A 23,681-nucleotide genomic window follows, 5' to 3' on the forward strand; every position below is an offset into this window, starting at 1 on the left:
TCATGCCTCCGCAGTAGCACCGGCATCGACGCCCTGGGCGTCGGTGCCTTCAATCAGCCCTTGCTCGGCGGAGCCGAGCACTGGATCTGTATTCCCTTGGGCGGCGGCTTGCCCGTCGCCGTCGGCCCCTACCGGCGCCAGCGCAGCGGGGCCGTCGGTTTTTTGCACCGCGAAGTCGGCCAGGGTCTTGCCATTTGCCAGCGCCACTTGCAACCACTTCGGCTTCAGGCCCCGGCCACTCCATGCTTGGCCGGAGTCGGGGCAGCGGTAGGCCACAGCTCGGGGATTTGCTTTAGCCGCCCCCTTATCCAGCGCGCGCGCAGCGGGGGGAAGGGGTTCGGAGGGTTTGGGCGTCTCGATGGGCACGCCGTAGCGCTTTGCGGCGCTCAGCAGTTCGGTGGGCTGCTCATTGGTCCAAGGGTTAGCTCGCACGTGCTTGACCAGGGCGCAATCCATCAGCAGCTTGGTGAGGTCTTGAACGGGCATGCTGCCGACCGATTTCTGCAAGTCGGTGTAGTCGTCATGGCCCCAAAGCTTTGTCAGCGTGCCTTTGTCCCAATGGCCGACTCCGCACAGTGCCGCGTGGCAAACCATAGCCAGGTCGATGTGATCGCGCGGCTGGGTGTGCATCACGGCCCGCGTGCGCAGCAGTAGCTCATATTGGGCCTCGGTCAATCGCTCGGCCTTTTCCTCCTTCTTCTGGCGCTCCGCCGCGTCGCGCGCCTGCCGGGCCTTCCAGTCGTCATGCTCGCGCTGCTGCTTGGGGGTGGCTTGGCGCACACCCAACCCGATCAGCTCGGCTTCCTTCACAGCTTTAAACAGCTTCCCGGTGCGGGGGTCTTGAATTGTCACCACGGTGGGCGCGCTGGTGGCCTGCTTGGCGGCTTCCTGTTTGGCCTTAGCCAGCTCAGCCTTCACATCGGCCAGCGCCACGTATGCGCCGGTGACCACGCCTCGGGCGCTGACTGCGGCGCGAGCCTTGTTGCCCTCGATCACCACCTCCCCCTTTGCGGCCAGCTTTTGGGCCTCTGCCTTCAGGTGGGCGGTCTTCTTGGCTTGGTAGCAGTCGGGGTCGGTGCACAGCCAAGCGTCTCCCTTCACTACACCACCCCAGCGACGCGCTGAGTCCTGCACCATGTCTTGATACTCTGGTGCGTTCTCGGTGCGCTTGGGGCATGTCGTGCAGGCGCCTGCACTGGGCAACAAGTCCGGGTCAGCAAACGGGAAGATGCAATCCTTAGCCGTCAGGTTGAGCGTGAACTCCTCGCGCAGTAGCCATTGGATGTCGCGATAGCTCTTCTTGCCGCCGTCGCCCATGTCCATGTTCTTTGCTTTGATGCGCGCCAGGGCCTTGCCCTGCAGCTTCTCTGTCGGGATGCGGGCCACCAGAAGGGCGGTCTCGCTGCCGATCTCTCCGGCTAAGCAGGCGTCGCGCACTTCTTTGCAGGCCTGCAGCAACTTCAAGCGGCCGTAGATGTAGCTGCGGCTCTTGCCGGTCTCGGCGACCAGGTCATCGGCACTCAGGCCGTGCTCGGCCATCAGCGCCTGGAAGCCCTCGGCCTCTTCAATCGGGTGGACGTCGTCCCGCTGCAGGTTCTCAGAGAGCTGCATGCGCTTGACCTGCTCATCCGTCAGGCTCTGCACCATGGCTGGCATGGTCTCCAGGCCTGCCAGCACGGCCGCGCGGTACCGGCGGTGGCCAAAGACCAGCTCATATCCCGCCACTGCGTTTTCGTCGTCAATGCCATGGAACAGCTCGGGGATGCGGGGGCGCACCAGCACCGGCTGAAGCACGCCGAGCTGCTTGATGTCGGTGGCCAGTTCTTGAAGTCGTGTTTCGTTAAAGACGCGGCGGGGGTTGAAAGGCGACTCGTGGATGTGGTCGACGCGGATTTGTGGGGTTTGGCTCATGGTGATTCGCTCAGCGGGTGGTCCAGTAGCCCGCATGGCGGACTGCGAGGGTGGAGAGAGTGCAGGCCAGCATGGAAGGCAGTAGCTCAAGCGGGCCGCTGTTGTCGAGCGTGATATCGGGCTCGATGTAGTCGCGCTCACTGATGTGGTATCTCGCATCAGGTCTATCGCGCTCGACGCGGATGATGTGACCGCCCAGTCGGCGGACAAAGCGGGCCTCGTTCTCAAAGCGAACATCAGTCAGAACGATGCGGTCATGGATGGGCGCGGCCTCTTCGCCGTCCAGGCCTAGGACCCGCGCCGCGTGGCGTACCCAAAAATCAGGGTGCAGGCGTCGGCCCCACTCTTTGCCCAAGGTTTCCATCATCGCCAGCGCGCTCACGTCGAGCGTCGGGATGGGCTGCCTTTTGAGGTCGCGCTCAAACAGGTGGGCATAGTCGATGTTCGCACTGGTGAGCAGTGCCGTCAGCATGTCGTGCAGGGGCTCGGCAAAGGCGTGGCGCTGGAATCCGAGGTTGTTGCACAGGTGGTCGGCCACGGTGCCTTTGCCGCTGCCGGATTTGCCTGACAGGCCAATCAATACGCAAGGCTTAGTCATGCCGCAATCCTCCGCATCGGCACCCAAGTGGGGTTGCCCCACACATCGCTCAGGTTGGTGGATACAGCCGTCTGCACTGCTGCAGCGCCGCTGAACTTGCGGTCAATCGACGCGGCAATCCAAGGCCCGTCCATGACGATGGATGGCGGTGGCGTGCCGATCAGTGCGCGCAGGTCAAACACGGCAATCGCGTGCGGCAGCACCAGGGCGCGCAGCAGCGGGGCCAGTTGGCCATTGCGGGCCACGCGGTGCAGCGTGGTCACGGTGCCATCGGCCATGGTGATGGGCTGGCTGTCGGCCAGCACAGCGTGCGGGCCGTGCTGGTGGATGATGGTGTCTCGGTTCGTCGTGGTCATCAATCGTCCTCCTGGTCAAGGTCTCCTGCAGCGGCGCTGCGGGCGTCAAAGTAGCGCTTGGGGCGTGGTGCGGGTGGCCGCGCGGGCCGGGGCTGGGTGATGGGCGGTGGCCCAGCCGGAAAGCCCCAGCAGGGCGCGGCCTTGGGGCTCAGCCTGGGGTGCTTGCCCTGGGCGATCAGCAGCGCGTGCAGGTTGACGATGCGGGCTGCCAGTGGCATCTGCAGGACCATCTCCAGCGTCATGCCCTTACAGTGCTTGAGCTGGCCGGACCCGATCAGATGCGTCAGCGCTGCTGTCTGCTGGGCTGTGGTGATAGCTGCGTATCGAGCCATCACGCCACCTGCTGCAAAGCTTGAAACACAAGGTGCCGCGCCTCCCGGCCGCAGGGGCCGGTGTCTGCTCGGGCCTGGGCCACAGGCATGGGCCTGCTGCCCACCTCGGGGCAGTGGCAGTGCGTCGCGTTCACTGCACCGTTGTTGCACTGCAGGCCATTGGCCCGGCCGTGGAAGCAAAACGCACAGGCGCGCTCGCTGACTCCGTTCAAGGAGTAGGGCGGGAAGTAGCTGCTCATCGTCAAAACCTCCGCTCAAGGGCTATGTGCAGGCCGTGGGCGGTGCCCACGCAGGGCGCTTTGGGCAGATAGGCCACGCGCAGGGCGTAGCCGTCATCACCCAGGGGCAAGCGCACGGATGGCGAGACGACAGGCAACACTTTGGCGGCGGGGTATCCCGTCACCCCGCCCACCGTCAGCGCGAAGCGGCCATCGCTGGTCTGCCAGGTCATGCCCGCATAAGCACTGGCCCGGCCATAGCTGTTGCGGTAGGCGCCCACAGTGGCCCCGCTCTCGGCCCGGAAATAGATGCCGGGGTTCACCGGCTGCAGGTGCTCGGCGGCGGCATCCCCGCCCACGTGGGCAGTGAAGAGATGCAGGCCGAGCGTCATGGCGGTGGACATGCTCATGACGCGAACCCCCAGGGCCAGATCGCTGAACCGGCCAAAACCAGCACGATGGCCAGCGCATAGACCAGCAGCGACAGCCGGGGGTTCTTGCGCTCGATCTCCCACATGTCGCTGTTGGCAGCGTTCGAGTCGTGCCACGTGTGGGGTGTAGGGCCGGTGGTGGGCCAGCGGGGGATGCGGGGGGCGCTCATGCCGCGTTCCCGACGTGCTCGATGGAAGTGCGGGGAAGCGCGGCGGGGCTGAACGTCACCTCAGCCATGTCATTTGCAAGCGCTCGATAGCTGCTACCGGCCCAAGGCTGCGATGCGAGGTCGGTTTCAGCTTGTTCGGCCGCTCTGAGCAGGCGCTCGCCCAACTCGCGCGCTTCAGCGGGGGTCAGCGTGGACGAGGTCCGGAAGTGGCCGTCGGTGGTTCCGATCGCCAAGCGAACCTCGCCATGCATTGCGTACGGCGCTGTTGGATTTGGCGTGTACGTGTAGACCTCAACGCTCTGGCTCGGCGTCAATTGAGGCCTGGTCTCGTGACTAAAGCTCCGACACATGATTGCGCTCCTGTCGCGTTCCCCGCGATGTGCAGGCGTCTGGACGCGACGGGCGCATTTAAGCAATGCTTTTCTTTGGTGTCAAGCAATGCTTTATATGTGGTTCAAAAAAAAGAGCCGCTGTGGCGGCCCGTCAACTTAGTCTCAGCGGGAAATCAGCCTCGCGGCGAGCCCTGTAATGTCCTCTCCGCCAGCCTTTGTGCAGCGCTCATTCCAGGCTTTGACGAAGCGGTTGGAATCACGCTCCTCAAGTAGTAGCTGGGGTGTCTTCCCTGGGATCAACACGGCAGCCGACTCAATCGATGCATTGAATGCATTTTTGGCTCTGATCGTGTAGCAGCTGCTCCCGTCGTCTTTGACAACCAACGACTTCAGCTCAAATGAAGACGGGTCTTTCATGCTTGCCTTCAGCAGTTGAGCGGCACGAATGGCGGCGTTTTGGTTCGCACCAATAACTGCGTTGCGGGCGGTCTCTGCCGGGTCTGGTGGTGCCTTCTCGCGTTGGGCGTTGGAGATCGCTCCTGCGGTTGCGGCCACGATGATGAGTGCCACCACCCAGGTAAGCAGACTAGTCTTCTTGGGCACGGGTGACCCGCATGACGGGCATGCCTTTGCTGTGCTGCTAACGCTATGAGTGCATTCTTTGCATGTGATGAGAGCCATTGACTCCTCCTGTGAAGTATTGCGCGATTACTGCTCTGGGGCAGCAAACAGGAGTCTACTCACTTAAATCGAAAGCAAACGTGACGAAGATTTCTGCCATGAGTGAAGCTGGCTATTGGGTTCATGAACGCACGTGCACAGCCACAGCGGAGGGCGATGGCAAAACGCTGGTGGTTCAGTTCCATGGCACCGTTCATCACAAGTCATTGAGCAAGTTAATGGCAGAGGTGGGCTGGCTGATGAAGCCGCCGCCTGTCTACCTGGGTGTGCTGCTTGACTTCTCTGGTGCGTTGCTTGTGATGGAGGACTTGGCACTAGCGCAGGCCCTTAGCCGCCCGGCCTATCTCGGCCCTTGGTGCCCTTTGGCTGTAGTCGCAGGTCACCAGATCCAGCGGTTTCGGCTTTTCGCTTCGCACTGCGCTTCACCGTTGGTGGCTCGGACGGCGCGCGTTTTCTTGGCTGATGGTCCGGCGTGCCGCGACTGGTTGTTGGAGCGCCAGTGGGTACACGCACGTATGTCGGAGTTGGCAGCGGGGTGACGCTCGGCCAAGCACCGTACTCCAGCAAGTAATCAATCCCAACGCCAATTTGGCGCAATCGATCAAGTGGAACCGCCTGCAGGTTGAGTGCGATGCGCTCCGCTTCTGCGTTGGGGGCCTCCGACTGCATGGGCTGGGCCCGGCCTTCTTCAAAGCGTTCAATCCTGTCGCGGACAACACCCTGAATCTCCAAGCGCTGCTCGGTTGACAGTGCCTGAAACCTCGTCCGCGATATTCCGGGGAAAGGCCAGTCCGAGGCCTCTTCTTTGGCCGTCAACGGCGGCGCACCGCTAAAGCTCGGCCCTTCGCCGAAGTAGGCAGCGGCCTTCGCCAGATTGGTCTTTGTGATCCGCCCCGTCTTTTTCCAGCCTGACACGGCCTGGGGGGACGTTGCGCAGTGCTCAGCAAGCCCGGCGGCAGTCTTGCCCCTCGATTTGCCCTCTTCAAGGACGCGCACCAGCCAATTTTTGACCGTCTCGGTGTCGCTGGGGTCTTGGTTGTAAAGCATTGCTAATTCTTTGGCATGAGTAATCAATCATCCAATGCTTGTTTTTGACTAAAGCAATGCTTTATCATTCCGCCATGAGCTTGATTGACTACCTCAATGGTGAGCGTGGGCGAGGCAGGGCTGTCGCCAAGGCTGCTGGCCTTAGCACGTCTTTTCTCTCTCAACTGGCGAGGGGCAAGCGCCCCATACCGGCTGAGCACTGTGCGCCCATTGAGCGAGCCACCGGCTTTGCGGTCATGAGATGGCACATGAGGCCGCATGACTGGCATCGCGTGTGGCCCGAGCTGCTGCATAGCCCTGGTGCCCCCGAACCGGGGACGCAAGGGGATGACGGCTGCGGTAGTCGACCAACTGACTGAGGGGGCTAAAGGGCATGACTTCATGCCCTTCATTTGGCCCGCCGGGCAACTGGTAACTCAACAGGTAACAGGGTGGGGACCCATGAATTTATTCAATGACAAGCAATCGCCACTCCCCCTAATGGGGGGGGTGGTCCAGGCTCAACGCCTATTTGTGCCGCCCGTGGTCATCGACCGCCTGGGTGGCTTTCGTCATGCCTGCCGCTTGGCGTGGAAGCTTCGGTCAAACCGGCGGCTCACAAAGCGCCAGTTGGCCGAGGTCTGCGGGCTCTATTACAGCCACGTCACCGATTACTTCAGCGTCCACGAGGCCCGGCGCGAGCTGCCCGCCCGCCACGTTGCAGCGGTAGAGCGAGTACTTGGCAATGCAGTCATCAGCCAGTGGCTTGCTCACCAAGCCCAAGTCACCTTGCTTGAAGAGATGCAAGCCCAACGGAGGGCCGCGTAATGCCCCGCCCCGCAGGCGAGATCCGCCAAGCCCTGGCCAGCGCCGCAGAGCGCTTGGCCCAAGAGGTCGACGGCGTCACATGGCGCGACCTGGCCGCAGCAGCACAGGTGGGCTCCCTGGCTGCCCGCCGCACTGTCGAGAACATGGCCCGCGCCGGTGACCTGGAGGTCATCGGCAGCACCAAGCGCGCCCACTCCCGCCGCTGGATGAAGCTCTACGCCCCGGCCCCCAAGCGCCAATCCAACTTCGCCACCAGCAGCACCGCTGCCCTGGATGGTGTGGTGCGTGGGTGGAGGGGCTGACGCGGTGGCGTATCAACCGATTGACTTCGTAGGTCTCAACCAGACCTTGTTGAGTCGAGCGCTGGAGTTTGTCTCTAGTTGGCTCCCTGGTGGCAAGAAGGTCGCCAATGAATATGCCTGCGCTGACCTGAACGGTGGTGAGGGTGGTAGCTTGTCCGTTTGCATCAGTGGGAAGAACGCTGGCAAATGGGGGGACTTCGCCACTGGCGATAAGGGCAATGACCTGATCTCGCTGTATGCGGCTAAGCACAATCTGACCCAGGTGCAAGCTGCTCGCGAGATCATGGAAAGCATGGGCTGGCGTGAGACGCCAGCACCAGTGCAGACGCCCGCACAGGCCCGATCAGCAGCGCCGCGCGCGCAGCAGGATGAAGGGGGTGGAGGGTCGCCAAAGGTCAAGCCCTCCAGCCAAAGCCGCCCCAAGAGTGAGTGGCGCCCGGTGGTGCCGGTGCCTGCCTTCGCGCCGCCTGCCGACTTCAAGCACTGGCACCGCAAGCCCGAAGACCTGGAGGCGCACTGGGAATACAAGCTCGATGGTGAGCTGTACGGCTATGTCGTGCGGTACCGCACCAGCGACGGTGGCAAGGATGTGATGCCGCTGACCTGGTGCGAAGACCTGACAGACCCACGCGGCACCCAGAAGTGGGTAAACAAGCAATGGGAGGCACCGCGCCCCCTTTATGTGCCTGCCACGGTGCTGAGCCCTTTGGCCGACTTTCCTGTCGCACTGGTGGAGGGCGAGAAGTGCGCGATGGCGGGCTTCACACTGCTGCCGGGCGACTTTGACTGGGTGAGCTGGCCTGGCGGTGGCAAAGCCTGGGACAAGGCGCGCTGGAGCCTGCTGATGGGCCGCACGGTGTATCTGTGGCCCGACTGTGACGCCAAGCGGGTGAAGCTGACAGCCGAGGAGCGCCAAGCGGGCATTGACCCTGCCACGAAGCCGCTGCTGCCCGAGCACAGACAGCCCGGTATGTCCACCATGGTGGGCATTGCCACGCTGCTGACGGCTGAGTACGGCTGCACATGCTACATGGTGCCCATCCCCGCCCCTGGGGCGATGGCAGACGGCTGGGATGTGGCCGACGCCATTGCCGAGGGCTGGGACGCCGAGCTGGTGCGCAACCAGATCCTGCGCAAGGCCGTCAAGTTTGTGCCTGCCGACGAGGCCGTGCGCGCCAAAGAGGCCGTGCGCGATGCTCCCGCTGGCGCGAGCCAGGATGATGAGGACAGGGCGTGGCGCCGCTACTTGCTCAAGACGGACAAGCTGGCCATTAAGGCGGTGCGTGAGAACGTGGTTTTTGCGCTCGATGGCGTTACCGAAGACGGCGTGAAGGGCATCCCAGAGGCTCATGGAGTGATCGCCTTCAACGAGTTCACCAACGACATCGTCAAGACCCGCGAGGCCCCCTGGGGCACCGGCTCGGGCACCTGGAAAGAGGTCGATGAGCTGAAGATGGGTGAGTGGCTGGTGCGCAAGCATTGGCTGCCTTCTATGCCGCGCGGCACGCTGGAGGAAGCGGTGCGCATGGTGGCCAGCTCGCACTCGTATCACCCTGTCCGCGCTTACCTGGACGGCCTGCAGTGGGATGGTGTGCCGCGCCTGAGGGGCTGGTTGCGCCGGGCCTGCATTGACCCAAGCGTCGAGGTCGATAAGCAATTGGCCCGCTATCTCGCCAGGGCTGGCACATGGTTCCTGCAGGGCATGGTCGCCCGCGTCATGCAGCCGGGCGTCAAGTTCGACTACATGCTGATCTTGGAAGGCCCGCAGGGGCGGCGTAAGTCCACGCTGCTCAAGGTGCTGGCTGGCGACTACTTTGCAGACACGGGCCTGGTGCTGGGCGACAAAGACAGCTACCAGCAACTCCAGGGCCGCTGGCTTTATGAGTTTGGCGAGCTGGACAGCTTTGGCAAGGCTGAGGTGACCCGCATCAAGAGCTTTATCGCCTCCAGTGCGGACTACTTCCGGGCCAGCTTCGACCGCCGTGCGCGCGACTACCCGCGCCAGATCGTCTTCGGTGGCACCACCAATGAAGACCACTACCTGACAGACCCGACGGGCAACCGCCGCTTCTGGCCGGTGCGCGTCAGCCGGGTGATCGACATCGACTGGGTCGAGGAAAACCGCGACCAGCTCTTTGCTGAGGCCAAGGCCCGCTTTGATGCAGGCGAGCGCATGCACCCGCTTCCCGATGAAGAGCTGGAGCTGTTCGAGCCACAGCAAAGCGCGCGCGCTGTGGAGAACGCCATCGAGACGGCCATCGTCACCTACCTGTACGACGAAGACCAAAAGGTCGGTCATGGCCGAGAAAACGGCTCGCTGGTGAACGAGATCAGCTTGGTCGAGCTGCTGGGCCGCGTCGGCATTGGCCTGGAGAAGCTCGGCCCCGGCCGCTTCCATGAGAAGCAAGCTGCAGCGGCACTGCGCCGCCTCGGCTGGGTCGAAGGCCGGGCCACCAAGGCTGGCATTGATGGCAAGCGTCCCCGCGTCTACAAACGTCCATCGAGCGCGCCAGCGGCTCGCTCGGGGGCCACAGATCAACAGCACCAAAACGCAGGTGCATCAATCGAGAGGGCCGACGATGACTGCCCGTTCTGACCAGCGAGCGTGGGGCGCCACGGAAAAGGTCAGCGGCAGCCAGGCTGAGCTTATGTAAGGCCCCCGCGACCAAGCGCGCTTGGATCTTGTCCGTGTGTCCGTGACTTTGCAGTGAGTGCTCATGGTTCCACTAAACAGTGGAGAAGGGTCTCAGGGCGGAGCTACGTCCTACGGTCAAGTGTCCATCACAAAGCGAGGGCGGGCGGGGGCGGGTGCGCTCAGGCCCGCGCGGGTGAGCGGTTCAGGTGTAGTGAATCAATAGAGAGGTCATGGACATATGGACAAGAAGAGATTGAACATCGACCCAAAGCAATATCAGGTGCTGGTGCCTTTGATGCCGGGCCTGGGGGCGCTCATTCAAGAGAAGCGCGAGCTGTATGGCGCGAAGTGGGTGGCGGAGTGCTGGCGTATGGGCGTCTTGGAGGGTGAGCCTGGGTGGTTCTTTGCGCGCCAAGGCTCGGTGTCGGTGGGCACGCCTCCTTCGGTCGATGCTGGCCTGCTGGTGCTGGCCTTCTCCGAGACCTTTGCCACCCAGGTCTTCCTCTACATGCTTGCCCCCAAGGACGGCCCGCATGGCACGAATTGAAGACATCGACCGTCGCCTGCACAACTGGGCGCGCTGGCGTTTGGGCATGACTGTGGGTGGCCTGGGCTTTGCAAGCGTCGACATGGCAAGCGAAGGCATCCACTCAACGGCCGAAGATGAGTGCCGCGTGCCGACGAACGACATCGAGGCCGAAGAGACGCACCGGGCCGTCATGGCTCTGGCAGGCGAGCTGCGGGCCACCGTGGAAGAGGTCTATCTGCGTGGTGGGTCTGTCAAGCGCCAAGCGCAGCGGCTTTGCTGTGCTGAGGTGACAGTGCATGCGAGGATCAGCAAGGCTCACCTAAGCATCCAGCGCTGGGTGGCAGAGCTGCACGCTCAACAGCGGCAGCAACGGGCCACGGTCGAGGCCATGCAAGCCGCCGCGAGGCCCAAATGAGGAGTTTTACGGAATATAGTTTTTCGGTACATTTCAGGCAGGCTGTTGATTGGTGTGACCTTTCAACCGCTGGCCCGGCAGATCCCCACTCCTGCCGGGCTTTTTCATTTGTGCGCCATGGACATCAGCCTCAAAACTAACGCCGGTCTGTTCGCCATGGAGTTCAGGGCGGCAGCGCAAGAGATGAGGGCCACGGCCACGATGCGCGCACTGAACAAGGTGGCAGCACAAGGCAAGGTTGCAGGCTCACGCGCTATCCGTGATGTAGGCGGGTACAAGATCAAGATTGGCCGTATCAAGGCAGCGATCAAGATCGAGCGCGCTACACCTGGCAATCTCAAGGCCTCGCTGATTGCAAAGGGCAGGCCCATCCCATTGGTCGAGTTCGCAGCCAGGCAGACAAGCAAAGGCGTGACAGTCTCGGTCAAAGAGGGCCGCAAGCTGGTCCCTGGTGCATTCATTGCCACCATGCCAGGCGGGCACACGGGCGTGTTTGTCCACGACGAGCGTAAGGCCCAAAAGCACCGCAAGGTGAACAACACGCGGGGAGGCTGGCACCAGCTCCCCATCCGTGAGCTGTACGGCCCATCGGTGGTAGACGGTATGTCCAATCAGGCAGTGCAGGCAGCACTAACCCAGGTGCTGCAAGACAAGTTCCCTGCGATCCTTGAGCACGAACACTCATGGCTTGCCAAGCGCGTGAAGGGTCGAGGTCGCTAAGTGCAGACGCCTGCGCAGTGCCCCCACCCCCACCCCCCTGTCGCGGGTCCTTCCCCCACCCCTGACCCAGCGGGCACGATGACCGCCGATTTCCTCTACATCCGAGGGAGGTAGGGGGGTTATAAGTTGCCCCCCCACACCATGCCGACTCAGCAAGAAATCGCCGATCACCTCGGCATCAGTCAGCCCGCTGTGAGTCAACAGATGGCCCCGCTCGGTATCGACTGGAAGACCTCCAGCCTCGATGCCATTCGGCTGGCCTACCTGACGCACTTGCGTGGGGTGGCGGCTGGGCACCGCTCGGCCGATGGTATGGACCTCGCCCGCGAGCGCGCCCTGACTGAGCAAGTCGACCGCCAGCTCAAGCTGCTGACTCTGGCCGAGAAGACTGGGCAGCTCGTGAACGTTACGCAGCTCGAACCCGCGCTGCACCGGCAGTACATGGCTTTCAAAGCTGAACTTGAGGCCCGCGACGACAAGCTCAAAGAGGAGCTGGATCTGCTCTACGGCATCGACGTCGATCTAGACGTCATCTCCACCCACACCCGCAATGCACTCGCTCACCTCTCTGGACACGGCGAAGGCGGTGGAGGCCCTGTTGGCTCGCCTGCGGAAGACGGTCGCCCCGACCCCGCAGATGACGACGACGGAATGGGCGGTCCAGCGCCGCATGCTGAGCCCCAAGGCGACGGCCAAGCCGGGGCGCTACAACCCTGACCTCACCCCGTGGGTGCGCGGCATGCACGCTGCGCTGGACGATCCGTCCATCTCTGAAGTGGCCTGCCAGAAGTCGGCCCAGGTGGCGTGGACTGACGGCGTGCTGCTCAACTACATCGGGCGGCGGATCGATGTAGCCCCGTGCCCGATCATCATCATGTTCCCCAAAGAGGGTGCAGCGAAGGAGTTCAACAGCGAGAAGTTCGAGCCCATGGTCGAGTGCACGCCGACCCTGGCCGACAAGATCCCGGTCCACTCCCGGCGCGACAAAGACAACCGCTGGCAGTTCAAGGGATTCCCCGGCGGCTTCCTGAAGTTCGTCAGCTCCAACAGCCCCAGCTCGGTCAAGACGACGCCAGCCCCGGTGGTCTGCGTGGAGGAGCCCGACGACGCGAACGAGAACGTCAAGGATCAGGGCGACACGATCACCATCCTGCGGGAGCGCACAAAAAGCTACGCCCGCCGCAAGATGATCTTTGGTGGGACGCCCACGATTGAAGGGATCAGCCGCATCGCTGCCGCCTATGACGCCAGCGACCGCCGCAAGTTCTACGTGGCCTGCCCCCACTGCGAAGAGCCGCAGGTGCTGTCCTGGGACAACGTCAAGTGGGATGACACGGCCACGGTTGACCATGAAGTGTTCGGTCGCGCCAACCCTGAGACTGCCCGTTACTGCTGCCCGCACTGCGGCTCGCTGTGGACTGACGCTGAGAAGAACCGGGCCGTCCGCCAGGCTGAATCCCAAGGCCACGGCTGGAAGGCCACCGCGCCCTTCAACGGCGTGGCGGGCTTCTATATCAATGAGCTGTACAGCCCGTTCCCCGGCTCCCGCCTGGTGCACCTGGTGCGCAAGTACCTGACCGCAGTGCACGCACTCAGCCAGGGCGATGACACCAAGATCCGCAGCTTCCGCAACAACACCGAGGGCCTGCCATACGCCTACGTGACTGACGTCCCCGACGGCTCCGACCTGAAGATTCGCGCCGAGACCTACGCCGAGTTCACCGTCCCTCAAGGTGGCCTGCTGCTCACCATGGGCGTGGACGTTCAGCACGACCGCCTGGCTGTCGTCATCCGGGCCTGGGGCCGTGGCGAAGAGTCCTGGCTCGTGTACTGGGGCGAGCTGTACGGCTCCACCCTCATCCCTGGCGAGGGCGCATTCAAAGACCTCGACGCCCTGGCCGACCGTGAATACCGGCACGCCAGCGGTGCCACGCTGCGCGTCTCGGCCTTCTCCATCGACGGCTCAGACGGCAACCGCACCGAGATCGTCAACGCCTACGTCCGCAAGCGCCGCCACAAAGGCTTCATGGCCATCAAGGGCGCGAGCGAACAAGGCAACGACAAGAAGGAGATCTTCAGCACGCCCCGCATGGCAGACACCGGCAAGCGCCAGAAGCCTGCCAAGTTCGGTCTGCAGAACTACATCGTCGGCACCCACCGTGCCAAGGACTTGATCCTCGAAACGCGGGTCAAGCTCAAAGCCGGTGCGGGCTGCATGCACTGGTACGAAGGCGTCCGGCCCGACTACTGGGATCAGCTCACAGCCGAAGTCAAAGCGCCAAGCAAGGCCAACCGAGCCCGCAAGACCTGGCAGAAGAAAGGCGGGCAACGCAACGAAGCGCTCGACTGCGAGGTCTACGCCCTCCATGCCGCCCGCAGCCTCAAGACCCACTTGATGCTGGAGGGCCACTGGGCGGCGCTGGAGAACCGGCTCCGCCAGCGGTCTCTCATCGCTGAAGACTTGCCCGAGGCAGATCCACAAGACGACAACGAACTCGAAGCACCGCAGTCGGTCGCGGTGCCAGAGCAAAGCGGCAGCGGGGCTGAAAAGCCGCCTGCTGTGGCAGAGGGTGCCACTCCTCGCCCCGAGCCACAGCAACCCCGCACCCCTACACCTCCCGCCGAAGCGTCGCCCCCGGCCGTGTCCAAGAAGGCACGGCCGGGTAGGACGGCAAAGCGGAGAGGCGGCTTCGTCAACGGCTACTAACAGACCATGAACATCCCACCCATCATTGCTGCCGGAGACACCGTCTGGTGGCTTGACCGCGCCTTCACCAGCGCGGCGGGTGGCCTTATCGCCAGCCCCGACTATGTCCTCACCTACAGCCTGCGCGGCCCCGTCCAGTCAGGCAATGTGGACATCAACGGCGTGGCAGACGGTGGTGGCTGGAAGGTCACCATCACTGCGGACCAAAGCGCTGCGCTCAATGCGACCGCAACGCCCAATGTCTGGTACTGGCAGGCGGTGGCCACAAAGGGCCAAGAGCGCGTCACAGCCGGCGGCGGCACCCTCAAAGTCACCCCCAACATTGCGGGCTTGCCCACCAACGGCATTTTCGACGGCCGCAGCAAAGCCGAGCAAGACCTCGCCGCCGTGCGCGCCGAGATCTCCCGGCGCATCAGCGGCGGTGCAACTGTCGAGTACACCATCGGCCAGCGGTCGCTCAAGAAAGAGCCCATGTCCGCCCTGGTCGAAATCGAAGAACGCTGCCTGCGCATCGTCGCTCGCGAGCGCAAAGCCAGCGCCGCCGCCAACGGCCTCGGCAACCCCGGCCGCTTAGGCGTGAGGTTCACTTGATGACCACCACCATTCGCACCCCCAACGCAGGCCGTGGCGCTGCCACCTGGGCACAAGCCCAGGCTCGCATCGCCATCCCCGGCGCTGCCACCCTGCAAAACTGGCGCTTGGCCCATGGCCCCGAGCACATCAAACACAGCCGCGTGGCCCAGGCAGCGCAGGCGTCTGCACGCGCACCAAGCCGCCGCCAATACGGTGGCGCAGCCTTCGGCCGCACCACCGCCGACTGGATCGCCAACGGCACCAGCGCCGACAGCGAGCTGATCACCAGCCTGCGGCCCCTGCGCAACCGCAGCCGCCAGCTCTGCCGTGACAACGAGTACGCCAAGAACGCCAAGCGTACCGTCATGATCAACGTCGTGGGCCGGGGCATCCGCCTCCAGTCCCTCGTTAAAAAGCGCCGTGGCGACCAGTACGACGACAAGATCAACACCGCCATTGAGGCCTCATGGCGTCACTGGATCAAAGCCAAGCGCTGCCACACCGCTGGCAAGCTGAGCTGGGCGCGGCTGCAGCAAGTCATCATCCAGACCGTCTTCGAGTCTGGCGAGTGCCTAGTGCGCTTGGTGCGCAAGCGCTTTGGTGATAGCCGTGTAGCCCTCGCACTGGAGATAATCGAAGCCGACCAGATCGTCGACACCTGGAACGGCCGCACCGGAGTCAATGGCAACGAGATCCGCATGGGCGTCGAAGTTGACGAGTGGCAGCGCCCCGTCGCCTACTGGCTCTACCCTCGGCACCCTGGCGACAACCTGGCCAGCGCCACGGTCCCCACCAGCAACTACATCCGCGTCCCGGCTGACGAGATCATTCACGTCTGCCTGCTCGACCGGCCGTACCAAACTCGTGGTGTGCCCTGGATGCACGCCACCCTCGTCAAGCTGCGGCACATGGGCGGCTACGAGGAGGCCGAGATCGTCGCGGCCCGTGCCAGCGCCGCCATCATGGGCTTCCGCCAGCGCCCCGAGCTGGACATGCCCGGCGAAGACGACGACGGCGGCGCAGACGACATCGTTGACGGCGAACGCGTCACCGACATGGAGCCTGGGATCATCATGGATCTCGGCCCAGGCGAGACCTTCACCGGCTTCAACCCGTCGCGCCCCAATGCAGCGCTTGACCCGTTCATGCGCTTCATGCTGCGCAGCGTGGCCGCAGGCATTGGCGTCAGCTACGAAAGTCTGAGCCGCGACTACAGCCAGAGCAACTACAGCTCCAGCCGCCTCTCACTGCTGGAAGACCGGGAACTCTGGCGCGTCCTGCAAGACTGGCTGATCGAGACCCTTTGCGAGCCCGTCTTTGCCGCCTGGCTGGAAATGGCCGTCTTGGGTGGCGAACTCAACCTCCCGGCCTACGAAACCCAGCCGCACATTTACGAGGCCGTCCGCTGGGCTCCGCGTGGCTGGAAGTGGGTAGACCCCGCCAAGGAGGGCGCAGCCGCCAAGAGCGACGTGCGCAGCGGCTTCACCACGCTCACCGATGTTTTGGCCGAGCAGGGCGAAGACCTGGAAGAACACTTCCAGCGCCGCGCCGACGAGCTGAAGCTCGCCAAGCAATACGGCCTGGTGCTTGATACCGACCCTTCCCAGCTCACAGACAAAGGCTCATCGCAGGCGTCTGCACAAGCGGGGCAGGGCGCGGCCAAGCCCGGCGAGCCCGACGAAGACGACAAGCCCGGCGGCGAGGGCGAAGAGGGTGCAAAGAAGCCCGCCGCCGTTGAAGAGTAGCAAGCTCATTTGAACGGACAACACAATGACCAGTTTTCAAGTTAAAGACGGCGATGGCAACATCCGCACCGTAGAGATTCCGCCCCTGACAGGCGACAGCGTTCCGCCATCCGAGGCCCAGGCTGTTGTGCTGCGGTCCTGTGTTTATGCGGAAGACACCCCGCACACGACAGGCGAGCAGGGTCTCCTCATGCTCGCGGTCCGCTCAGACACCGACGCGCCAACCGCCAACAATGGCGACTACACCGTTCTCAAGCTGGACGAGGTCGGACGGCTGAAAGTTGCCTCCCAACCAGCGGGATACCCGTTGATCACGGGCGATATCTCTAGCCTGGGTGGTGTGCTGGCCGCAAAAGTAGACCGCACCAGCAACGTCATGATTCACATGGTTGCTTCGGTGCTGGTCGGGCATGCGGCTGTGTTTGAGGGCTCTCTCAACAGCACCGATGGCACCGACGGTGCTTGGTTCACCGTTCAAGCGGTGCGCAGCAATGCCAACACCGTGGAGACCGCGACAGGGACATTGACGGCAACCCCAACCTACGGCTGGGAGTTGTCGGTCAACGGTTTGGCTTGGGTTCGGGTCCGCGCCACAGCCCATACCTCAGGTGTGGCCACGTATCTCATCCAGCGGGCCACTTACGCCACGGAGCCAATCCCTGCTGCTCAAGCATCAGCCACTCAACCTGTGACCGGTGCAACAGCCGAAGACTCAGCCAATACTCAGTCGCCGGTAATCGTTGGCGGCATCGTCCGCACGGCTCTAGGCCCCGCCACCCTCGTTGCTGGCGATGGTGCCAGAGCGACGATGACCAGTGGCGCAGCTCTGGTGGTGCAGGCGGGAGCTGTGCCAGAGGCGCGGTGGCAGGCCACAGGTGACATGAGCACCACAGCAGACCTCGTGATTGCGGCCGCCACGGCGTCTTACCGCAACTACGTCACCGACTTCAGCTACCAAAACACCGGCGCGACGGCCACTTTTGTAGTCATCAAAGACGCTTCGGCTGTGGTCTGGAAAGGGTTTGCTCCGGCGAACATGCCGGTCCCAGCGGTTATCTCACTTTGCTCGCCCTTGCGCGCTGCGGCTGTCAACACTGCGTTCAATGCCGCCTGCCTCACCGCCGGAGCAGCGGTCAGCTTCAACGCTTGTGGCTACAAAGCGCTTTAAGGCCTGGAGTCTTTCATGCCCACCTACACCATCAACGGCGGCTACAGCTTCCGTCTGCCGGACGGCACCCTGCTGCAGGGCGGTCAGACCATCGAGTTGGACGAAGCCACGGCGGCGCAGCACAGTGAGAAGCTCTCACCTGCTGGGGTCGATAACAACCGCGTTCTAGGCGCTGTGCTGCAGACGCTCGACGGCGACCTCGTCGGTCCAGACGGCACCGTCATCATGAGCAAGATGACGCCACGCTGGGGTCAGATCGACGCTGCCATTCTCGGCAGCTCTGACGATCAGCACTGCTTTGCAAACCTCGAAGGCACGTTGGTCGTTTCCAACCAGGTCGGCACCTGGACATCGCTTGAAGGCGACCACCTCCTGCAGACCGGCGCACCTGTCAGCCTCAACAAAGACGCCCCCGCCACGGCATTTCAGGCCCGACGCGCCAGCGCTCGCGTGACCCGCGTCAGCGCCACCGTGCTGACCATGCCGCTGCCCGGCTGGCCCGACGGCACCGGCGTCATGGATCTGCATATCCGCTCTGCCTACGCGCAGCCAAGCTGGGTGCGCAGGCTGGTGGCCCTGTCAAACGGTGCGCTGCGCATCGTCGCGACCTTTGCTGTCGGCGGAGAGCAGACCACGGCCAAGCTGGCCCAAGTCGATGATGCGATTGCAACGCCAGGGGTGCGCATGATCATCGGTGCAGGCGGCATTGGGAACGACTTGCTGGGTGGTGTGGACCCCGCTGTCACCATCGCCAACATCACCACCATCGCCCGCAAGATCAGCAAGGCAGGCTTGCTCTACTGCGTGCGCCTCCCGCCCGCCACCGCCAACATGACGACGGTGCAGCAGGCCAACGGCCGCAAGATCATGGCGGCGCTTGAGTCACTGCGAGCTGAGGTTCCAGGCCTCCTGCTGGTCGACGAGTTCGCCGCCACGATCAACCCGGCCACAGGGCTCGGCAAGCCCGAGCTGTTCATCGGTGACGGTGTGCACATGAACCGAGTCGGCAAAGACCTGGTCGCAGCGCAGGCCTGGGCCACGCTGCAGCCACTGTTTGCATCGCCCATCAGTCGGCTCATTGCCAGCGTGACGGACTGCAAGCGCAGCGAGCCTTTGAATCAGCAGGCCATGGACGGCTTTTGGCTGGCCACCGGCACCACGGCGTCAACGCTAAATGCCAAGGCCACTGGCACCGTCGATGCTGCGATCACCAACATCGTGGTCGGTGGGTCGGCAGCGGTGCTGGCCTGCTCTCTTGAGGCCCGGTCAGACGGCTTCGGGTACGACCAAGTCTTCACCTTTACACCTGGCGGCAACAACCAGAGCTTCCAGATCACCATGACCGGCCCGGCAGGCTTTGAGTTTTGGCGCAACCTTTCCGCAGGGGACTATGACTTCGGCTGTGTGCTGTCCATCACGCCGGACGCGGGCCTAGAAGTCACCGGATACCAGCACTACATTCAAGCCACGGTCGCCGGGCAATCTGGGCGCATCACTGAAGAGACCCGGACGGAACACGGCGTCAGCAACGAGCCCCCACTCAAAGCCGCCATGGTCTGCAACCCCTGCCTCTTCCCGCCAGCACGTCTGACGGCCGCGCCCACAGCCGCTTCGTGGGTCTTTGCGATCAACGTCGGTGTTCGCGGCACGGCTGGCAACAAAGTCGTTGTCAAGATCGGCAGGCCAACATCCAGACCTAGCCCCTTCGCCAGCGCATAAGCAGTAAGCGCCATCACCCCAAGCCGCCCGTGGCAACACCGGCGGCTTTTTCTTTGGAGCCCCCATGCCCAATCCCAATGCCCCCGAGGCAGGCCGCCGCTTGCTTGATGGCGAAGCGGCCGTGCCCCAAAAGCGCGAAGCCACCATTTCGGTCAAAGTGGTGGCCGTCAATACAGACGCCCGCACAGTCGAGCTGAGCTTCAGCAGCGAGACGCCAGTCGACCGCTGGTTCGGCAAAGAGATCCTCTCGCACGACCCCGGCGCGGCAGACCTGCGCCGCTTGAACGACGGCGGCAATCTCCTCTGGAACCACGACCCCAGCGACGTACTCGGCGTCATCGAGCGTGCCTGGATCGGCGATGACCGCAAAGGACACGCAATCGTCCGCTTCGGCAAAGACGAGCGCGGCACCTGGGCCATGAACCAAGTGGCCGACGGCGTCCTGCGCAACGTCTCCTTCATGTACCTGGCCCGCGACTACATCTGCGAGGCCGCAGACCCCGACCGCTACAGCCCTGACGACGTCTACACGGCTCGCCAGTGGGAAGCCTTCGAGATCTCGCTGCTCACCATCGCTGCCGACCCTTCTGTGGGTGTCGGCCGCAGTGCTGAAGAGCAGCTCACCCAAACGCGCGTGCATGTGGTCACACAGGCACGCACGCAGCCCTCGGCAGCCGCCGATCAACCTTCTGAAGAGGAAACTGAAATGAAGCGCAAACACGCTCGACTGATGGACAAGGTGGGCGAAGGCTCCACCGGTGGCGGCACCGTACCTGCCGCGCCTGCAGCTCCCGCTGCACACGACCCCGCCCAACTGCGCCGCGACGAAATCGCGCGCCAGGCAGGCATCCGCAAGCTGGGCGAACGCTGGGGCAAGCCCGAGCTGGCCGATCTGCACATCGAGGGCGGCAGCAGCTTGGAGGCTGCTCGCTCCGCGTTCATGGACGCGCTGGACAAAGAGAACACCACCAAGCCCGTGGGCGCTCGGGTGGACATGTCCACGCAAGAGCGCAAGCGCTACAGCCTTGTCAACGCCATTCGTGCCATTCACAAGAACGACTGGAAAGAAGCGGGCTTCGAGCGCGAAGTCTCTGAAGAGATTGCAAAGCAAATGCAGCGCGATGCGGCCACCGGCTTCTTCGTGCCGACTGACTTGCCGTTTGCGCCAGACGAGGCCCACGCCCGCGCCTGGGTGCAGGCCGCAGGCGGCAGCAAGCTGGCTCAGCGAGCCCCCTTTGCTGTGGGCGCAGCCAACACCGGCGGCGCACTGGTGGGCACCACCCTGATGTCCGACAACTGGATCGAGGTCCTGCGCAACGTCATGGTCACCCCGACCCTGGGCGCGCGCTTCCTGACCGGCCTGGTGGGCAAGGTGGACATTCCCCGCCAGATCACGGCCGCCGCCACCTCTTGGGTGGGTGAGCTGACGCCTGGCACCGAGAGCGAGGCCACTTTCGATAAGGTCTCGCTGAGCCCAAAGAACATCACGAGCTGGGGCGTCATCAGCCGCCTGATGATGCTGCAAAGCACCCCCGCTATCGAGATGATCGCCCGCGCCGACCTCGTCGCTCAGCTCGCTCTGGGGCTTGACCTGGCTGCGCTCATCGGCACTGGCACTGGTGGCCAGCCGCTGGGCATCACCAACCAGTCTGGTGTGGCCTCGGTCATCGGCGGCGCTAACGGTGCGAACCTGACCTTCGATCACCTGATCCAGATGATCGCAGCGCCTAAGGTTGCCAACGCGCCGCAAAGCAACATGGGCTTTGCCATGAACGCCAAGGCGCAGGGCTACCTCAGCACGCTGAAGAGCACCACCGGTCAGTACCTGTGGGACCCGCAAGGTGGCCTCACCAACAACAGCCCCGACAAGATCAAGGGCCACCCCTACGCCATCTCTAACCAGATGCGCTCGAACCTGACCAAGGGCACCGCCAACGGCATCTGCTCCGAGCTGATCTTTGGCAACTGGCTGGAGCTGCTGATTGCCGAGTGGGGCGCGCTGGAGATCGCCATCAACCCGTACGACAGCACGCTGTTCAAGTCGGGCGACGTGGTCATTCGCGCCATTCAGACGGCTGACGTCGGCGTCCGTCACGGTGCCAGCTTCTCCGTCATGTCCGACGCACTGACGCCGGGCTTCTAAGCCACGGCTACCCGTTCGCGCCTGGCTGGTCCTTCGGCCAGGCGTCCTCACCATCAATTGGAGTCCACCATGAAATTCATCGTCCGTGCAGGCATGGTCGTTCACGACACCCGCATTGTTGAAGTCGGCGGCAAGCGCCAAGAGCAGACCAACAGCTACTACGAAGACGACCAAGTCGACTTCGACGAAGCCACGGCCACCAAGCATCTCCACAGGCTGGAGCCTGTTGACAAAGAAGCTAAGGCCTTCGCGCAAGCCAAGGTGGCCCCGGTCAGTCCCCCTGCTCAGGCAGGCAGCGGCATCACCGCCGAGCAACTGCAAGCCATCGTGTCTGCTGCATACGCCCAAGGCGCTGCCGATGCCGCTGCCAAAGCTGCTGTGCAGACGCCCGCACCCGCCGCCCCCGAAGGCGGCAAAGGCGGCTAAGCGCCATGTTTGACGAATCCCCCGCCGTCTTCCTGGCCGACTTCGGCGTGCCCTGCATCGCCAACGGCCACGCCTTCTTGGGCCTGCTCGACAGGCCCGATGAGTCGCTGTCCATCGGCGACGTCGCAGTCATGAGCACGCAGTACCTGCTCACCGCCGCCACCTCAGACCTCGCCACAGCCAATGTCCGAGAAGGCACAGCCATCACGGTCAACAGCCTGGGCTACAGGGCTCGCGAGTTGCGGCAGGTCGACGACGGGGTTTTCAGTCAAGTCGAACTCACCAAAACCTGACCGGAGCCACCATGCCCCAATTCAGAATCCTCCCCGGCCATAGCTTTAAACAGCCCGATGGCAGCTACCTTCAAGAAGGCGACACCATCGAGCTGGACGACCTGGCCGCCCAGGCCCACCTCGGGAAAGTCGAGCCCCTGCCCGACGCTCAAGAGACCGTCATCCTGCCAGCCCCCGACGCTAAGCCGAAGGCCTAAGCCGTGGCCACCCGCCGCACTGCCATCGTGGCGCGCATCGTGGCCTTGCTCGCTGCTGGCAACACCGTAGCGGCAGACCGCGTCTTTCGCTCCCGGCGCACCGCAATCAGCCGCCAAGAGTCGGCCTGCCTGGCTGTCACCCTTGGGCCTGAGAGCAGCAGCCGCATGGGTAACGAGAGCGACCGCCACGAGCTGCTTGTGCGCGTCAGCGCCATTGTCCGGGGCGACCCTTGGGACGAACTTGCCGAGCAACTCATCGAGCAAGTGCAGCCCCTGGTGGTCCTGGATGAACCCCTGCGCGAGCTGGCCACCGATGTCCGCCTGATCGCCATCGAGCCCGACGCCGACGATGCCGATGCCACCGCAGGCGTGATGCAGATGACCTACCAGGTCACCTACATCAGCCGTGCTTGGCTCCTCACCTAAAGCCCCCCCACCACACCCTGAGGAATCCACATGTCCCAGTACACCTTTGGCACGGGCAGCATGTTCGCTGCCGCCACCTCCGACGCGACCGGTGCCACCATCGCCCTGCCCACGCCCGTCAAGTTCGGCGAGCTTCAAGACGTGGGAATCGACATCTCGCGTGACATCAAAATGCTGTACGGCCAAAACAACATGCCTGTCGCCATCGGCGGCGGCAAGATGAAGTTCGACTTCAAGGCCAAGTACGCCCGCATCGCTGGCCGCGTCTTCAACGACCTCTTCTTCGGCGGCACCATGACTGCCGGCACTCTGACCGGTGTGTACAACGACCTCGACGGCCGCGTGGTTCCTGCTACACCCTTCCAGGTAACAGTCGTCCCTCCGCAGTCCGGCACCTTCGACCGCGACCTCGGTGTGCTGGATGACACCGGCATGCCTCTGGTGCGTGTCGCCTCGGCACCAGCTGCCGGGCAGTACTCGGTCTCGGCTGTGGGTGTGTACACCTTCAACACAGCCAGCTCGGGCAAGACGGTGTTCATCAACTACACCTACACGGCCACAGCAGCCAACAGCAAAAAGATCGCGCTGGTCACCCAAGCCATGGGCGACGTGCCGACTTTTGGCGTGGATTTGGCCGTCAAGTTTGGTGGCAAGCAAATGAACTGGCGCTTCCCGAACTGCGTGTCCAGCAAGCTCAGCTTCGACCCCAAGCAAGACGACTTCTCCCAAGTCGGTTTTGACTTCAGTTGCTTCGCCGACCCGCTGGGCAACATCGGCTACATCATCACTGCGGAGTAAGC

The 23,681-nt window shown here is 63.5% G+C and carries 29 protein-coding genes; 19 read left to right on the forward strand and 10 right to left on the reverse strand.

The genetic code is table 11. The annotated features are described in order from the left end of the window. The 10 genes from KAK11_RS04700 to KAK11_RS04745 all read right to left on the reverse strand — a co-directional run bounded on the left by KAK11_RS04700 (nt 1) and on the right by KAK11_RS04745 (nt 6,076). Nucleotides 1–1,911, reverse strand: coding sequence for a ParB/RepB/Spo0J family partition protein (locus tag KAK11_RS04700; protein ID WP_210806770.1), 1,911 nt, complete (start codon nt 1,909–1,911; stop codon nt 1–3). 10 nt (nt 1,912–1,921) lie between these two features. Further along, on the reverse strand, nt 1,922–2,509 hold the full coding sequence (locus tag KAK11_RS04705; protein ID WP_210806772.1) for a nucleoside/nucleotide kinase family protein: 588 nt from the start codon (nt 2,507–2,509) through the stop codon (nt 1,922–1,924). Beyond that, complete coding sequence (locus KAK11_RS04710; RefSeq protein ID WP_210806774.1) at nt 2,506–2,865, reverse strand: hypothetical protein; 360 nt, start codon at nt 2,863–2,865, stop codon at nt 2,506–2,508. Before KAK11_RS04710 ends, KAK11_RS04705 begins: the two co-directional genes overlap by 4 nt. Then, nucleotides 2,865–3,197, reverse strand: coding sequence for a hypothetical protein (locus KAK11_RS04715; protein ID WP_210806776.1), 333 nt, complete (start codon nt 3,195–3,197; stop codon nt 2,865–2,867). The genes KAK11_RS04710 and KAK11_RS04715 overlap by 1 nt, the downstream gene beginning before the upstream one ends. Continuing rightward, complete coding sequence (locus KAK11_RS04720) at nt 3,197–3,436, reverse strand: hypothetical protein (protein ID WP_210806778.1); 240 nt, start codon at nt 3,434–3,436, stop codon at nt 3,197–3,199. Before KAK11_RS04720 ends, KAK11_RS04715 begins: the two co-directional genes overlap by 1 nt. Before the next feature lie 2 nt (nt 3,437–3,438). Then, nucleotides 3,439–3,825: a hypothetical protein gene (locus KAK11_RS04725; protein ID WP_210806780.1), complete on the reverse strand. Its 387-nt coding sequence runs from the start codon at nt 3,823–3,825 to the stop codon at nt 3,439–3,441. After that, nucleotides 3,822–4,016, reverse strand: coding sequence for a hypothetical protein (locus KAK11_RS04730; protein WP_210806782.1), 195 nt, complete (start codon nt 4,014–4,016; stop codon nt 3,822–3,824). Before KAK11_RS04730 ends, KAK11_RS04725 begins: the two co-directional genes overlap by 4 nt. Then, nucleotides 4,013–4,249: a hypothetical protein gene (locus KAK11_RS04735; RefSeq protein ID WP_210806784.1), complete on the reverse strand. Its 237-nt coding sequence runs from the start codon at nt 4,247–4,249 to the stop codon at nt 4,013–4,015. Before KAK11_RS04735 ends, KAK11_RS04730 begins: the two co-directional genes overlap by 4 nt. A gap of 261 nt (nt 4,250–4,510) precedes the next feature. Further along, on the reverse strand, nt 4,511–4,951 hold the full coding sequence (locus KAK11_RS04740; protein ID WP_210806786.1) for a hypothetical protein: 441 nt from the start codon (nt 4,949–4,951) through the stop codon (nt 4,511–4,513). Nucleotides 4,952–5,356: 405 nt separating this feature from the next. Further along, complete coding sequence (locus KAK11_RS04745; protein WP_210806788.1) at nt 5,357–6,076, reverse strand: hypothetical protein; 720 nt, start codon at nt 6,074–6,076, stop codon at nt 5,357–5,359. Between the two features lie 74 nt (nt 6,077–6,150). Between KAK11_RS04745 and KAK11_RS04750 the strand changes: the two genes are divergently transcribed. The 19 genes from KAK11_RS04750 (at nt 6,151) to KAK11_RS04840 (ending at nt 23,679) form a co-directional block, all read left to right on the forward strand. Next, a complete protein-coding gene (locus KAK11_RS04750; RefSeq protein WP_210807903.1) occupies nt 6,151–6,435 on the forward strand; it encodes a transcriptional regulator in 285 nt (94 codons plus the stop codon). Nucleotides 6,436–6,517: 82 nt separating this feature from the next. Continuing rightward, complete coding sequence (locus KAK11_RS04755) at nt 6,518–6,883, forward strand: XRE family transcriptional regulator (RefSeq protein ID WP_210806790.1); 366 nt, start codon at nt 6,518–6,520, stop codon at nt 6,881–6,883. Further along, entirely contained in the window at nt 6,883–7,185 is a 303-nt protein-coding gene (locus tag KAK11_RS04760; protein ID WP_210806792.1) for a hypothetical protein, read from the forward strand. Before KAK11_RS04755 ends, KAK11_RS04760 begins: the two co-directional genes overlap by 1 nt. Nucleotides 7,186–7,189: 4 nt before the next feature. Next, nucleotides 7,190–9,781, forward strand: a complete 2,592-nt coding sequence (locus KAK11_RS22155; protein WP_210806794.1) for a VapE domain-containing protein — start codon at nt 7,190–7,192, stop codon at nt 9,779–9,781. A 277-nt stretch (nt 9,782–10,058) separates the two neighbouring features. Beyond that, nucleotides 10,059–10,367: a hypothetical protein gene (locus tag KAK11_RS04770; protein WP_210806796.1), complete on the forward strand. Its 309-nt coding sequence runs from the start codon at nt 10,059–10,061 to the stop codon at nt 10,365–10,367. Beyond that, nucleotides 10,354–10,764, forward strand: a complete 411-nt coding sequence (locus KAK11_RS04775) for a hypothetical protein (RefSeq protein ID WP_210806798.1) — start codon at nt 10,354–10,356, stop codon at nt 10,762–10,764. Before KAK11_RS04770 ends, KAK11_RS04775 begins: the two co-directional genes overlap by 14 nt. A gap of 117 nt (nt 10,765–10,881) precedes the next feature. Continuing rightward, on the forward strand, nt 10,882–11,484 hold the full coding sequence (locus tag KAK11_RS04780; RefSeq protein WP_210806800.1) for a phage tail protein: 603 nt from the start codon (nt 10,882–10,884) through the stop codon (nt 11,482–11,484). A 204-nt stretch (nt 11,485–11,688) separates the two neighbouring features. Then, complete coding sequence (locus KAK11_RS04785; RefSeq protein ID WP_210806802.1) at nt 11,689–12,201, forward strand: MarR family transcriptional regulator; 513 nt, start codon at nt 11,689–11,691, stop codon at nt 12,199–12,201. Continuing rightward, the gene (locus tag KAK11_RS04790) at nt 12,122–14,191 is read left to right on the forward strand and encodes a phage terminase large subunit family protein (RefSeq protein ID WP_375140663.1); all 2,070 of its coding nucleotides are present in this window, start codon (nt 12,122–12,124) and stop codon (nt 14,189–14,191) included. Before KAK11_RS04785 ends, KAK11_RS04790 begins: the two co-directional genes overlap by 80 nt. Before the next feature lie 6 nt (nt 14,192–14,197). Continuing rightward, nucleotides 14,198–14,782, forward strand: coding sequence for a hypothetical protein (locus tag KAK11_RS04795; protein WP_210806804.1), 585 nt, complete (start codon nt 14,198–14,200; stop codon nt 14,780–14,782). Beyond that, nucleotides 14,782–16,509, forward strand: coding sequence for a phage portal protein (locus KAK11_RS04800; RefSeq protein WP_210806806.1), 1,728 nt, complete (start codon nt 14,782–14,784; stop codon nt 16,507–16,509). Before KAK11_RS04795 ends, KAK11_RS04800 begins: the two co-directional genes overlap by 1 nt. Before the next feature lie 25 nt (nt 16,510–16,534). After that, entirely contained in the window at nt 16,535–17,677 is a 1,143-nt protein-coding gene (locus tag KAK11_RS04805) for a hypothetical protein (protein WP_210806808.1), read from the forward strand. 15 nt (nt 17,678–17,692) lie between these two features. Beyond that, nucleotides 17,693–19,396 (forward strand): SGNH/GDSL hydrolase family protein, encoded by a 1,704-nt coding sequence (locus tag KAK11_RS04810; protein ID WP_210806810.1) that lies wholly within the window; start codon nt 17,693–17,695, stop codon nt 19,394–19,396. A gap of 64 nt (nt 19,397–19,460) precedes the next feature. Beyond that, nucleotides 19,461–21,539, forward strand: coding sequence for a phage major capsid protein (locus KAK11_RS04815; RefSeq protein ID WP_210806812.1), 2,079 nt, complete (start codon nt 19,461–19,463; stop codon nt 21,537–21,539). Nucleotides 21,540–21,608: 69 nt separating this feature from the next. Next, complete coding sequence (locus tag KAK11_RS04820; protein ID WP_210806814.1) at nt 21,609–21,965, forward strand: hypothetical protein; 357 nt, start codon at nt 21,609–21,611, stop codon at nt 21,963–21,965. Between the two features lie 5 nt (nt 21,966–21,970). Beyond that, a complete protein-coding gene (locus KAK11_RS04825) occupies nt 21,971–22,258 on the forward strand; it encodes a head-tail joining protein (RefSeq protein ID WP_210806816.1) in 288 nt (95 codons plus the stop codon). A gap of 11 nt (nt 22,259–22,269) precedes the next feature. After that, nucleotides 22,270–22,455: a hypothetical protein gene (locus KAK11_RS04830; RefSeq protein ID WP_210806818.1), complete on the forward strand. Its 186-nt coding sequence runs from the start codon at nt 22,270–22,272 to the stop codon at nt 22,453–22,455. A 3-nt stretch (nt 22,456–22,458) separates the two neighbouring features. Next, on the forward strand, nt 22,459–22,881 hold the full coding sequence (locus tag KAK11_RS04835) for a hypothetical protein (RefSeq protein ID WP_210806820.1): 423 nt from the start codon (nt 22,459–22,461) through the stop codon (nt 22,879–22,881). Between the two features lie 30 nt (nt 22,882–22,911). Then, nucleotides 22,912–23,679 carry a hypothetical protein gene (locus tag KAK11_RS04840; RefSeq protein WP_210806822.1) on the forward strand — a complete coding sequence of 256 codons (768 nt, stop codon included), beginning with the start codon at nt 22,912–22,914 and terminating at the stop codon, nt 23,677–23,679. The last annotated feature ends 2 nt before the right edge of the window (nt 23,680–23,681 follow it).

This window comes from Ideonella paludis (assembly GCF_018069865.1).
GTDB lineage: Bacteria > Pseudomonadota > Gammaproteobacteria > Burkholderiales > Burkholderiaceae_C > Ideonella > Ideonella paludis.